Genomic DNA, 12,647 nt, shown 5'->3' on the forward strand with positions numbered 1-12,647 from the left:
TTCGAGGACGTATTTCGCACTGACCCACGCCCCCACTCTCGCCACCGGTTGCACGTTTCGGTTGCCCGCCACATACTCGCGCGTGCCGCCTGCGGACCAACCCGGGGGCCGACGGCGATCGGGGGCGGGGCGTGGCACAGGGAACGCAGATGCGCACGCATCTGTGCGGCATCAGGACGGCGTGGACGGAGCGCGGCTCCGCCGGGGAGGCCGTCGCCGAGATCGCGCGGGCGGTCGGCGCCGACGCGGCCCAGCTCCTAGTGTTCTTCTCCCCCGACTACGACCCCGAAAACCTGAGCCGGCGGCTGGCCGAGGCGTTTCCGCGGGCCGAGATTTCCGGCTGCACCATGTCGGGCGGGATCGCCCCGGCCGGCGGGCTCGACCGCGGCCTGGTGGCGATCGCGTTCCCGGCGGACGGCTTCCGCATCGTCTCGACGGTGCTCGACGCAATCGACCACCTCGACGTCGAGCGCACCGCGGGCGCGGTGCGGGCGCTGCGCCGCCGGCTCGAGCCGCACGGGCCCGACCACGCCCAGCCGACCCGCTGCTTCGCGCTCTCGCTGATCGATGGGCTCGCCAACGCCGAGGAGACCGTGGTCTCGGCCATCGCCTGGGCGCTGGAGGGCATCCCGCTGGTCGGCGGCTCGGCCGGCGACGACCTCACCTTCCGCGACGCGGTGCTGCTGCACGGCGGCGCGATCCACCGCAACGCCGCCGTGCTGCTCCTCGTCGAGAGCGACTTTCCGGTGCAGATCTTCAAGAGCGACAACTTCGAGCCGACCGACGTGAAGTTCGTGGTGACCGCCTCTGACGGCGAGTCGCGCACCGTCTACGAGCTCAACGCCGAGCCGGCCGCGCGCGAATACGCCATGGCGGTGGGGCTCGACCCCGAGCGGCTGACGCCGATGAGCTTCGCCGCCTACCCGCTCGCGGTGAAGGTCGGCGGCGAATACTTCTGCCGCTCGATCCGGCGGCTCAACGCCGACGGCTCCCTCAGCTTCTTCTGCGCCATCGACGAGGGCGTGGTCCTGACGCTGGCCGAGCCGCGCGACATCGTCGCCTCGACCCGGGCGGAGCTCGCCCGGCTCGACCGGGCGCTCGGCGGCGTCGACCTGATCATCGGCTTCGAATGCGTGCTGCGCCGGCTCGACGCCGAGAGCCGGCAGGTGCGCCAGGGCATCGCCGACCTCTACCGGCGCTACGACATGGTCGGCTTCGAGACCTACGGCGAGCAGTACCGGGCGATGCACCTCAACCAGACGTTGACCGGCATCGCCATCGGCAAAAGGCCCGCGGACGAGAGGCTTGCGAGCGAAGGGCCTGCGGAGGCGACGCCCGCCCCGCCGGCGCTCCCGTGACCCTGCACGACGCCGGTCTGGAGGGCGAGGCGTCCCTGCGCCGGCGCATCGCCAAGCTCGAGCGGATCAACGCCGCGCTGATGGCGCATGTGGAGCGCAGCACCGACCAGCGCGGCGGCGCCTATGCTTTGTTCCAGACCGCGATCACCCTGGAGGGCCGCGTCCGCACCCGCACCGAGGAGCTGACGGCGCTGATGCACCGCCTCGAGCGCTCGAACGAGGCGCTGGTGGCGGCCAAGGAGGAGGCCGAGACCGCCAACCGCTCCAAGACCCGGTTCCTGGCCGCCGCCAGCCACGACCTGCTGCAGCCGCTGAACGCCGCCCGCCTCTCGATCTCGGCGCTCGCCGACCTGCCGCTCGGGCCCGAGGCGAGCCTGATCGGCGCCCAGGTCGAGCGCGGCCTGCAGACGATCGAGGACCTGATCAAGACCCTGCTCGACATCTCCAAGCTCGATGCCGGCATCGTCCACCCGCAGGTGCGGCCCGTGCCGCTGCCCGACCTGCTGGCGGGGCTGGCGGCGAGCTTCGCGCCGTTCGCCGCGCGCAGGGGCCTGCGCCTGGTGGTGCGCAGCCCGGAGCTGGCGGTGTCGAGCGACGGCATCCTGCTGCGGCGCATCCTGCAGAACCTGCTCTCCAACGCGATCCGCTACACCGCGTCCGGCGGCGTCGCCCTGGTCGCGCGCCGCCGCGCCGGCACGGTCCGGGTCGACGTGATCGATACCGGCTGCGGCATCGCCGCCGACGAGCACGCGCTGGTGTTCGACGAGTTCTACCGCGGCAGCGCGAACGGCGCCGGGACGCCGCCGCGCGCCGCCGAGGGCGACGGGCCCGGCCTCGGCCTCGGGCTCTCGATCGTGCGGCGCCTGGCGCTGGCGCTCGACCACCCGCTGGCGCTGGCCTCCCGCCCGGGGCGCGGCACGCGGGTGTCGCTCACCCTGCCCCCGAGCGCCGTGCCGGCCGCGTCCGAGCCCGCGGCGCGGCCCGGGCCGGTGGCGACGCGGCTCTCGGGCGCCCGCGTCGTCGTGGTCGAGAACGACGCCGCCACCGCCGACGCGCTCGAGCGGCTGCTCGGGAACTGGGATGCGCGCGTCGCCACCTTCCGCGATCCCGCCGGCGTCGCGGCCGCCCTGCGTGCGGGCGGGCTCGCGCCCGACATCCTGATCCTCGACTACCACCTCGACGACGGCGCCCGCGGGCTCGACGTCGCCGCCCTGCTCCGGGAAGGGCGCACCGCGCCGCTGCCCGTCATCGTCACCACCGCCGACCACGCCCCCGAGATCGCGGCCGAGGCGGCGGCCCTCGGCGCCGAGCTGGTGCACAAGCCGATCAAGCCGGCGCAGCTGCGCGCGCTGCTGACCTCCATGCTGACGTGAGGACGGGCGAGCCGGCGCCGCATCGTCGTCGCGAGACCGCGTGTCGGCCCGACGGTCCCGCCCCTCGGAGGGCCCGCAGCCCTCGGCCTCAATGCGCCGGCGCGATCGCGGCCGCGGCGGGCGCGTGCTTCTTCCGCTTGCGCTTGCGCACCGTCACGACCGCGTCGGCCTCCTCGTCGGCGCCGCGCTCGGACAGGGCGAAGCCGTGCAGGTCCGCCGACGCGTCCCCGTCCGCGGCCGGGGCCTCGGCAAGGGCGTAGAACGCGGCGCGGACGATCTCCTTCTTGCTCGCCTCCGGGTGCTTCTCCCGGATGGCCGCGCGGATCGCCTTCGGCATCATCCCGGGCGTGACGACGCTGCGCATCGTCGCCGCGATCTCCTGCATCGATGCCATGGGTTCGTTCCTTCATGCGACGGGCCGCCCGCGCTCCGGCTCCAGCTTAACCCAAGTTACATTTCGATGACACGGCCACACTGCTGGCATATCGCCGACCAGACCTTGCCCGCGCCGCGCCGACCCCGTATCCCACCCGGGTTCCTTCACGAGACCGGAACCAACTCAGGGCGCACCTCTGCCAAGAGGCGCGCCTTTTTCGTCGGCGCCGATCCCGGCACGGGTGCTGCCGAATCGCACGGGATCATGCGTCGAGCGCCATCAGGCTGGCGTTGCCGCCCGCCGCCGCCGTGTTGACCGACACCGTGCGTTCCGCGAACAGGTCCGAGAGCTCGTAACCCGTTTCCGGATCGGAGGCCGTGGGGATCGACAGGATCGTGAGGATCGGCCCGTCGCGCTCGGCGATCCGGCGGACCAGCCCCGCGAGATCGGCCCGCTCGCCCGCATGCAGCACCCCGCCGAGGCCGGGGGCGCCCGCGGGATCCTCGGCGGGGACGATCCTCCGCAGGACCGCCGCGGGCAGGCCGTCGAGCAGGCCCGACGACGCCCGCTCCGCCGCGATCACCGCGCGCTGGCCGGTGGCCAGGATCGCGCCGAGCTGGCGCAGGATTCCCGCCTCGTCCGAGGCGAGCGCCGCGATCGGGCCGCGCGGGCGGAGGCCGTAGCTGTTGCGCTCGCCGACCGGGCCCGGCAGCACCGATTCGGTCAGCGCGGGCATCCGGGCGAGATCGCGCTCGACCCGGGACGCGACCTCGGCGTGGCCCCGCTGCCGGAGCCAGCCGATGTAGGCCCGAGCGACCGGATCGACGACCGCCTCGGCCGGGGACCGGGCCGCGTCGGCGGGGGCATCGGCCCAGGACGGGGCCGGGCGCGTCATCAGCCGGCGGAGGTAGCGCGGCCCGCCGGCCTTCGGCCCCGTGCCGGACAGGCCCGTGCCGCCGAACGGCTGCACGCCGACGACGGCGCCGATGGTGTTGCGGTTGACGTAGACGTTGCCCGCCCCGATCCGGTCGAGGACGCGCGTCACCGTCTCCTCGATGCGGGTGTGCAGGCCGAAGGTCAGCCCGTAGCCGGTGGCGTCGATGGCGTCGACGAGGGCATCGAGGTCGTCCCGCCGGTAGCGGAGCACGTGGAGAACCGGCCCGAACACCTCGGCCTCCACGTCCGAGACCCGGTCGATCGCGATCACCGTCGGGGGCACGAAGCTGCCCGCGTCCAGGGCCGGATCCTTCCGCCCTTGCGGGTTCTCGCTCCCTTGCGTGCTCTCGCCCCCTTGCGCGATCGCGTGGCCCCGGCTCCGCATCGTCTCGATGTGGCGGAAGATCCCTTCGGCCGCCTCGGCGGTGATCACCGGGCCGACGTCGACGGACAGGCGCCGGGGATCGCCCACCGCGAGCTCGCGCAGGGCCCCGTGCAGCATGGCGAGCGTCCGCTCGGCGATCTCCTCCTGCAGGCACAGGATGCGCAGGGCCGAGCAGCGCTGGCCGGCCGAATCGAAGGCGGAGGCGAGGACGTCCGCCACCACCTGCTCGGGCAGGGCGGAGGAATCCACGATCATCGCGTTCTGCCCCCCGGTCTCGGCGACGAGCGGCACCGGCCGCCCGTCCGCGGTCAGGCGGCCCGCCAGCGTCCGCTGGATCAGGCGGGCGACGGCGGTCGAGCCGGTGAACATCACGCCCTGGACCCGGGCATCGCCGACGAGCGCCGCGCCGACCGCGCCCGCACCGGGCAGGAGATGCAGCACCCCCGCCGGGATCCCGGCCTCGCCCAGCAGCCGCACCGCCTCGGCCGCGACGAGCGGGGTCTCCTCGGCCGGCTTGGCGAGCACGGGGTTGCCGGCCGCGAGGGCGGCCGCGACCTGCCCGGTGAAGATCGCGAGGGGGAAGTTCCAGGGGGCGATGCAGGCGACCGGGCCGAGGGGCCGTGCCTCCGGGCCGCAGACCCGTTCGGCCTCGCCGGCATAGTAGCGCAGGAAGTCCACCGCCTCCCGCACCTCGGCGACGGCGTTCGCCAGGGACTTGCCCGCCTCCCGCACGATCAGGCCGAGCAGGACCGGCATCCGCGCCTCGAAGGCGTCCGCGGCGGCGCGGAGCAGGCCGGCGCGGAGGGCCGGCGCCGTCGCCGCCCAGCCCGGGGCCGCCGCCGCTGCGGCCGCCAGGGCGCGGGCGATGTCGGCGGGCTCCGCCGCGCGCACGCGGCCCACCACGTCGGTGCGATCGGCAGGGTTGAGGACCGGGTCGCGGGCCTCCGCGGCGGAGCGCCCGGACGGGACGGCGGCCCAATCCGCGGCGGCACTCGCCGGCAGGTCGGTGGCGAGCCGGGCGAGCACGGCCTCGTCGTTCAGGTCGAGCCCGGCCGCGTTCGGCCGCCCGGCGCCGAACAGGTCGCGCGGGGTCGCGATCCGCGGGTGCGGCGCCCCCGGCGGGCGCATCGCCCGCACCGTCGCGACCGGATCGGCGACGAGGTCGTCGAGCGAGACGGAGGCGTCGGCGATGCGGTTGACGAAGGAAGCGTTCGCGCCGTTCTCCAGGAGCCGGCGGACGAGGTAGGCGAGCAGGGTCTCGTGGGTGCCGACGGGGGCGTAGATCCGGCACGGCCGGTCGAGCCCGCCCGGGCCGACCACCGCCGCGTAGAGCGGCTCGCCCATTCCGTGCAGGCACTGGAACTCGTAGTCGCCGGGCCGGAAGCCGGGGCCGGCCATCTCCAGGATGCTGGCCACGGTCTGCGCGTTGTGGGTCGCGAATTGCGGGAACACCGCGTCCGGCGCGGCCAGCAGCATCCGGGCGCAGGCGAGGTAGGACACGTCGGTGTGGGCCTTGCGGGTGAAGACCGGGAAGTCGGAGAGCCCCTCGACCTGCGCCCGCTTGATCTCGCCGTCCCAGTAGGCGCCCTTCACCAGCCGGACCATCAGGCGGCGGCCGCTCCGGCGGGCGAGGTCGACGAGCCAGTCGACGACGAAGGGGCAGCGCCGGCCGTAGGCCTGGATCACGAAGCCGAGCCCGTCCCAGGCCGCGAGGTCCGGGTCGGTGGCCAGCGCCTCGAGGATGTCGAGGGAGAGGTCGAGCCGGTCGGCCTCCTCGGCGTCGATGTTCAGGCCGATGCCGTACCCCCTGGCCAGCACGGCCAGCGCCTTCGCCCGGGGGATCAGCTCGGCGAGCACGCGGGCGCGCTTCGTCCGCGTGTAGCGCGGGTGCAGCGCCGAGAGCTTGATCGAGATGCCCGGCCCCCCGATGACGCCCCGCCCGGCCGATTCCCGCCCGATGGCATGGATCGCCGCCGCGTAGGCGGCCTGGTAGCGGGCGGCATCCGCTTCCGTGGCCGCGGCCTCCCCGAGCATGTCGTAGGAATAGGCGAACCCCTTCGCCTCGTTGGGGCGCGCCCGGCGCAGGGCCTCGGCGATGGTCTCGCCCATCACGAACTGCTCGCCCATCAACCGCATGGCGAGGTCCACGCCCCGGCGGATCAACGGCTCCCCGCCCCGCCCGATCAGGCGCGTCAGGGCCGCGGACAGGCCGCGCTCGCGCGTCGTCGCGGTGAGCTTGCCGGTCACCAGCAGGCCCCAGGTCGCCGCGTTGACGAACGGCGAGGGGCTGTGGCCGAGATGGGCCCGCCAGTCGCCGGGGGCGATCTTGTCGCGGATCAGCGCGTCGCGGGTCGCCGCGTCCGGGATGCGCAGCAGGGCCTCGGCGAGGCACATCAGGGCGACGCCCTCCTGGCTCGACAGGTCGTATTCGTGGATCAGGCCCTCGACGCCGCCCCGCTTCGCCGTCCGCCGCAGGCCCGCGACCAGGCTGCGCGCCGTCGCCGCGACGCGCGACGCCGCCTCGGGCGGAAGCTGCGCGCGGTCGAGGAGCGGCGCCAGGCACGCCGCCTCCGGGCGCCGGTGCGCCGCGACGATCGCCGCGCGCAGCGGCGACGACGCGGGCAGGTCGTCGGCGAGATCCGCGAAGGACGGGCGGGCGGGCACGACGGGCCGAGGGGAAGACACGATCGACGACGACACGATCGACATGGCAGACCCCGCCTCCCTCCGCCGCCGGCCGCCGGCCGGGCACGGACCATTTTGTAGCCGCGGCGGCGCGGTGCTAAAATCCGTGGGTCGCGTCGAAGACCGGCGGATTCCCCATCGGAATGGCGTTCTGCGCGTGAAGACCACCGATTCTACCGATGCCGCCATCCTGCGCATCCTGCAGCAGGACGGGCGCATCGCCACCGTCGACCTCGCCGAGCGGCTCAGGCTCTCGCCCACCGCCACGGCCGAGCGCCTGAAGCGGCTGACCCGCGCGGGCTACATCACCGGCTACGGTGCCCGCCTCGATCCGGCGATGCTCGATCTGGGATTGCTGGTGTTCATCGAGGTGCTGCTCGACAAGACCACCGGCGCGGTGTTCGACCGCTTCTCGCAGGAGGTCCGCCGCGTGCCGGAGATCCTGGAATGCCACATGGTGGCCGGCGGCTTCGACTACCTGCTCAAGGCCCGGGTGAAGGACATGGCCGCCTACCGCCGCTTCCTCGGGCAGGTCATGGTCGACCTGCCCGGCGTGAAGGAGACGCGCACCTACGCGGTGATGGAGGAGGTCAAGACGGACAGCCCGCTGCCCGTGTGAGCCGCGACCGGGTGCCGCGAAGGCGGAGCCTCGGGCGCGTCAATGCCCCGAATGGCGCACCGCCATCTTGAGGCGCTGGTCGACGTCGTCGATGCGGGCGGCGACGCCGCGGCGGATGCATTTGCCGAGGGTGTCGCCGGCGAAGAAGCCCAACGTCGCCTCCTGCTCGCGGCAGGCGGCGGTCGGCGGCCAGGCCAGGTAGATGCCGGCGATGGCGGCGATGGCCACGAGCTCGACCACGAGCCAGCCGCCCCAGCCGAGGCGGAAGCCCTCGCGCCGGCCCGCGCCGTGCCGGCGCCGGCGCAGGGCGTCCGCGGCGCGGGCCCCCTCGGGCGTCGGGCGCACCGGCTCCTGCGCGGTGCGGGCGATCCGGTCGAGGCGGGCGCGGGCCGCCTCCGCCTCGGTGAGGGTGGGCTGCGCGTCGGTTCCGGGGGGCGGGGCGTGCATGGTCGGCTCGTTCGAAAGGGCGGGCGGCGCGGGTCGCGTCGTCGGGGCGGGTGTCTCGGGGGGCGTCGCCTCGTCCGAGGCCGTCCCGTGCGCGGCGCGCGGTCAGTTCATCGCGCGGCGCAGGGTGCCGAGGTCGTCCGGCAGGGACAGGGCGCGGTTCAGCATCTCGTTGCGGGCGCAGGCGCCGGCCTTGAGCAGCTGGCCGAGGCCGCCGCCCGAGCGCGACCCGCAATCGGTCACGAGGTAGCTCGCCGCGAACAGCGCGATCGGGGCGAGGAACAGCACGAGCTTGAGCAGCCCGAACACCCGCCCGATCGCGCTCCGGCGGCGGGGCCGCGCGTCCTCCCAGTCCGCGTCGCGATCGAACCGCTCGTAACCCTGCTGCATGGCCGGACCGACCTCCCGGAGACCCGCGTGCGACCGCGCGAAGACCGGCGGCGACATCGTGAGGATGATGGTCCCATTTGAAGATCTCGCTAAGCGACGTGCTTAACGGCACCGGACCCGCCGCATCCGTCCTCGCCCGCCGCTTCGCCGCCCTTCTCGGCCGCCCCTCTCGGCCGCTCCTCTCGGCCGCTCCTCGGCGAAGCCGTCGCGAACCTTGGCGAAGCAATTGCAAAGGCCTAAGCCGCGGGGTGTGATCGGGCCGGCGGCGCGAGCCGCCCGCCGGCGGACCGCCACGCCGCCGCATCGAACCGGGAGCAGCCCTTGGCCACCATCATTCCCGTCGCCTCCTTCGACTACGTCGTGTTCGGCGCGACCGGCGACCTCACCACCCGCAAGCTGCTGCCGGCCCTGTACCACCGCTACAAGGACGGCCAGATCCCGGCCACCTCGCGGATCATCGGCGCCTCGCGCTCCGAGCTCGCGGTCGAGGCGTTCCGCGCCCGCACGCAGGACGCGCTGAAGCGCTTCGTGGCCCCCGACGACCTCGACCCGGAGACGCTCGCCGCCTTCCTCGACCATCTCGACTACGTCGCGGTCGACGGCGCCGGCGACGACGGCTGGACCGAGCTCGTGGCCAAGCTCGACGAGCGGCCGGACCAGGTGCGCCCGTTCTACCTCGCCACCTCGCCCGACCTCTACGGCTCGATCTGCCGGAACCTCGCCAAGTTCGGCCTCGTCGGCCCGAAATCCCGCGTCGTGCTCGAGAAGCCGATCGGCAAGGACCTGACCTCGGCCCGCGCGATCAACGACGCGGTCGGCGAGGTGTTTCCCGAGGAGCAGATCTTCCGGATCGACCACTACCTCGGCAAGGAGACGGTGCAGAACCTGCTGGCGCTGCGCTTCGCCAACACGATCTTCGACCGGCTCTGGACGGCCGACGTGATCGACCACGTCCAGATCACGGTGGCCGAGACCGTCGGGGTCGAGGGCCGGGCCGGCTACTACGACACGTCCGGCGCCCTGCGCGACATGCTGCAGAACCACATCCTGCAGCTGCTCTGCCTCACCGCGATGGAGAGCCCGCTCAACCTCGACGCCAACTCGGTGCGCGACGAGAAGCTGAAGGTGCTGCGCGCCCTCAAGCCGATCACCGCGGGCGACGTGCAGCACGTGACGGTGCGCGGCCAGTACGTCCAGGGCGCCGTCGACGGCAAGCCGGTGGAGGGCTACCTCAACGAGCTCGGGCACGACAGCCGCACCGAGACCTTCGTCGCCTGCAAGGTCGAGGTCCAGTCCTGGCGCTGGGCCGGCGTGCCGTTCTACCTGCGCACCGGCAAGCGGCTGCCGCAGAAGCTGTCCGAGATCGTGGTGCAGTTCCGCGCCGCGCCGTTCTCGATCTTCCCGGAGGAATCGTTCGGGCGCGAGCCCAACCGCCTCGTCATCCGCCTGCAGCCGCAGGAGGGCATGAAGCTCGAGGTGATGACCAAGGATCCCGGCCCCGGCGGCATGCGCCTGCGGCCGACCAACCTCGACATCTCGTTCGAGGAGACCTTCAAGCAGCGCTATCCCGACGCCTACGAGCGCCTGCTGATGGACGTGGTGCGCGGCAACGCCACCCTGTTCATGCGCCGCGACGAGGTCGAGGTCGCCTGGGCCTGGGCCGACAGCCTGCTCAAGGCCTGGGCCGACCGCCGCGAGCCGCCGCGCGCCTACCCGGCCGGCAGCTGGGGCCCCACCGCCGCCATTGCCCTGATCGAGCGCGACGGGCGCACCTGGCACGAGGAGCTGCGGTGACCGCACCCGCCGCCCGGCGCCGGCTCGCCCTCGCCCTGACGCTCGCCTGCCTCGCCCACCCGGCCCGGGCGCAGGGGCCGGCGACGGGGCAGGATGATGCGCCGAGCGGGGGCGGGGGACGGCCCGACACCCGCGCGCTCACCTGCGCCGCCGCCGCGGGCCTCGTCGCCCGCGCAGGCGCCGTGGTGATGAGCACCGGCCCGATCACCTACCTGCGGATCGTGCGCGACGGCGGCTTCTGCACCATCGAGGAGACGACGCGGCCCGATTACGAGGCCACCCGCGACGAGCGGCAATGCTTCGTCGGCTACCGTTGCGTCGAGCGGCTGCAGGAGGGCCGCGAGGGACCTTGAGGGGGAGGAAACCTTGAAATTCCGGCCTGCGCGTGCCTTATTCCGTGCCTGGGGACGGATCGCCTGAGCGGCTTGCCGCGATAGCCCCAGGCCGCCGACGACGGGCAACCGCAGTCGGTCCACGCGCAACGCGAGATAGCCAAGTGTCCCGGCGAGTGATGGCCCCTCCTCCCCGTGAGCGAGGGGCCTTTCACGTCCGGAGCCGTCCCGAACCGTGGATGCCGGCCCGCCGGAAAGGGCGCGGTCCTGTCGTGAGATCGCATCTTCCTCATGCGAGCCGGGCTCCACCGCGCTTGAGAATGCCTCAGCGCCGCGCCCGGGGCCGCACCCGATCACCCTGGTACACCTTCGCGCACAGGACCGCGAAGCTGATCTTGGTCGTGCCGGCCAGCACCCGCCGCCGATCCTGCACCGGGTACGCGCTCTCGACGACGATGAGCAGTTGCTGCCGATGCCCGGCCGCCGCCCGGCGGAGGCTGAAGTACATCGGATAGCACGCGCCATCGGCCAGCACGACGTTGGCGAGATAGACGTAGTTCCGATCCGTCGGCGTCTTGTAGACCGAGGCACCCGGCAAAGCGTCGACGATGGCCGGCAATCGGCGGGAGAGTTCGTGCCGCGCGGGATCGTATGCGCGACGGCTCCGATGGTCCCAGATCGGGTGCTGGCGGTCGTGACGTTCGTCGTCGAAACCGACGGTGAAGCAGTGATTCGAGAAGCGTACCTCGATCGACAGCGCACGGCCGATCTTGTCGACGAAGAACGTCAGACGGCGTGGCTCCAGCTGGGCAAGGTCGAGCCTCACGCCATCGATCACGTGGTCGAAATAGGCCATGGCCCATTCCGGATAGGTCTTCGGGCCGAGGCCGCGCAACCGGCAAGGCTTGCATGCCGCAAGGCTCGCCACCGAACCCGTCATGGCCACCGGCCCGAGCGAATCGGGAAACGCAAGAGCCTGGCGGAGATCGCCGCACCGGTTCGCGGCACCGTCGCGTGCGCGAACCGGATCTCGATCCGCCCCGCCGCCCGGCGTCAGGCCGCCGGGACGCCGATCAACTCGGCCTGGAGGCCGCCGAGATAGGTGGTGAGCCGGGCTGAGATCGCCGGGTCGGCGCACTGGACCCAGAGCGGCACCGGCAGGGCGGCACGCGGGCAGCGCAGGATGATCCGCTCGGCCGACAGGGCGGCCTGCCGCTCGCTCGCCGCGGCCAGGAGCTTCGAGCCCGTCGGCGTTCCGATCATGATGGCGATGCTCGTCATGCCGGGCCAACCCGTGAGCGGGCCGTCCGTTGCCTGCCGCCGGGGGCCGGGACGGCGTGTCGCGTGCGCGATCCCGATTCCCGGTCTACCCTGTCGCCGCCGCGGCTCATGAGCCTCGGCCCCGAGGGAGGATGGAACGCCGTGCGACGCCTCCTGAAGTTCCTGCACACGATGGGCGCGGTCGGGCTGATGGGGGCGTTGGCCTGCCTGCTCGTGCTGTTCGCGTTCGTGCCGCCGCCAGCCGACCGGGCCGGATACGCGCTGATGCGCGGCGCGATGGGCGCGGTCGCCACCTGGATCTTCCTGCCCGCGCTGGCGCTGACGCTGCTGGCCGGCCTCCTCGCCCTGGCGCAGCGCGCCTTCCACCGGGCGGCCTGGGCCTGGGCGAAGCTCGCCACCGGCGTGCTGATGTTCGAGGGCGGCCTCGTCTACGTCCAGGGGCCGATGCGGCAGGAGGCCGACTTGAGCGCCGAGGCCTTGGCCGGCCGCCTCGACCCGGCGACGCTGGCCCAGACGCTCGGGCCGGAGCGCAACACCCTGTGGCTGCTGCTGGTCGTCGCCACCGCCAACGTGGTGCTCGGCGTCTGGCGCCCGCGGCTGATGCGGCGGGCGCCCGTCGGGCAGACGGCGGCGCGCGGATAGGGTCCGCAGCACGCCCGCCCCGGCCCCCGTCC

Annotated in this window: 12 protein-coding genes; 6 read left to right on the forward strand and 6 right to left on the reverse strand. The window is 73.5% G+C overall.

Annotation, left to right across the window (positions count from 1 at the left end; all coding sequences use genetic code 11):
- The first annotated feature begins 149 nt into the window (after positions 1-149).
- Together MKK55_RS24890 and MKK55_RS24895 are read left to right on the forward strand one after the other, a co-directional pair.
- Entirely contained in the window at positions 150-1,358 is a 1,209-nt protein-coding gene (locus tag MKK55_RS24890) for an FIST N-terminal domain-containing protein (protein WP_187274884.1), read from the forward strand.
- The gene (locus MKK55_RS24895; protein ID WP_243938177.1) at positions 1,355-2,731 is read left to right on the forward strand and encodes a hybrid sensor histidine kinase/response regulator; all 1,377 of its coding nucleotides are present in this window, start codon (positions 1,355-1,357) and stop codon (positions 2,729-2,731) included. The genes MKK55_RS24890 and MKK55_RS24895 overlap by 4 nt, the downstream gene beginning before the upstream one ends.
- Positions 2,732-2,819: 88 nt before the next feature.
- Here MKK55_RS24895 and MKK55_RS24900 read toward each other — a convergent pair whose 3' ends face one another.
- Both MKK55_RS24900 and putA read right to left on the reverse strand, forming a co-directional pair.
- Positions 2,820-3,125 carry a hypothetical protein gene (locus tag MKK55_RS24900; protein ID WP_243938179.1) on the reverse strand — a complete coding sequence of 102 codons (306 nt, stop codon included), beginning with the start codon at positions 3,123-3,125 and terminating at the stop codon, positions 2,820-2,822.
- Between the two features lie 244 nt (positions 3,126-3,369).
- The gene (gene putA / locus MKK55_RS24905) at positions 3,370-7,137 is read right to left on the reverse strand and encodes a trifunctional transcriptional regulator/proline dehydrogenase/L-glutamate gamma-semialdehyde dehydrogenase (RefSeq protein WP_243938181.1); all 3,768 of its coding nucleotides are present in this window, start codon (positions 7,135-7,137) and stop codon (positions 3,370-3,372) included.
- A 133-nt stretch (positions 7,138-7,270) separates the two neighbouring features.
- On the opposite strand from putA, the gene MKK55_RS24910 reads away from it, so the two are divergent.
- The gene (locus tag MKK55_RS24910; protein WP_243937212.1) at positions 7,271-7,732 is read left to right on the forward strand and encodes an Lrp/AsnC ligand binding domain-containing protein; all 462 of its coding nucleotides are present in this window, start codon (positions 7,271-7,273) and stop codon (positions 7,730-7,732) included.
- 39 nt (positions 7,733-7,771) lie between these two features.
- Here MKK55_RS24910 and MKK55_RS24915 read toward each other — a convergent pair whose 3' ends face one another.
- Together MKK55_RS24915 and MKK55_RS24920 are read right to left on the reverse strand one after the other, a co-directional pair.
- Positions 7,772-8,179, reverse strand: a complete 408-nt coding sequence (locus tag MKK55_RS24915; RefSeq protein WP_243938183.1) for a hypothetical protein — start codon at positions 8,177-8,179, stop codon at positions 7,772-7,774.
- Positions 8,180-8,281: 102 nt separating this feature from the next.
- Positions 8,282-8,566, reverse strand: coding sequence for a hypothetical protein (locus MKK55_RS24920; RefSeq protein WP_147860344.1), 285 nt, complete (start codon positions 8,564-8,566; stop codon positions 8,282-8,284).
- Between the two features lie 321 nt (positions 8,567-8,887).
- Here MKK55_RS24920 and zwf point away from each other — a divergent pair, with 321 nt between their 5' ends.
- Entirely contained in the window at positions 8,888-10,360 is a 1,473-nt protein-coding gene (zwf, locus tag MKK55_RS24925) for a glucose-6-phosphate dehydrogenase (RefSeq protein WP_147844613.1), read from the forward strand.
- Positions 10,357-10,713 (forward strand): hypothetical protein, encoded by a 357-nt coding sequence (locus MKK55_RS24930; RefSeq protein ID WP_243937208.1) that lies wholly within the window; start codon positions 10,357-10,359, stop codon positions 10,711-10,713. The genes zwf and MKK55_RS24930 overlap by 4 nt, the downstream gene beginning before the upstream one ends.
- Before the next feature lie 304 nt (positions 10,714-11,017).
- Here the strand turns inward: MKK55_RS24930 and MKK55_RS24935 are convergent, their stop codons facing one another.
- Together MKK55_RS24935 and MKK55_RS24940 are read right to left on the reverse strand one after the other, a co-directional pair.
- Positions 11,018-11,548: a hypothetical protein gene (locus MKK55_RS24935; protein ID WP_243938186.1), complete on the reverse strand. Its 531-nt coding sequence runs from the start codon at positions 11,546-11,548 to the stop codon at positions 11,018-11,020.
- A 197-nt stretch (positions 11,549-11,745) separates the two neighbouring features.
- Positions 11,746-11,973: a hypothetical protein gene (locus MKK55_RS24940; protein WP_147729635.1), complete on the reverse strand. Its 228-nt coding sequence runs from the start codon at positions 11,971-11,973 to the stop codon at positions 11,746-11,748.
- Positions 11,974-12,114: 141 nt separating this feature from the next.
- Here MKK55_RS24940 and MKK55_RS24945 point away from each other — a divergent pair, with 141 nt between their 5' ends.
- On the forward strand, positions 12,115-12,615 hold the full coding sequence (locus MKK55_RS24945; protein WP_243937204.1) for a hypothetical protein: 501 nt from the start codon (positions 12,115-12,117) through the stop codon (positions 12,613-12,615).
- Positions 12,616-12,647 lie beyond the last annotated feature (32 nt).

The organism is Methylobacterium sp. J-059, assembly GCF_022829485.1.
Lineage (GTDB): Bacteria > Pseudomonadota > Alphaproteobacteria > Rhizobiales > Beijerinckiaceae > Methylobacterium.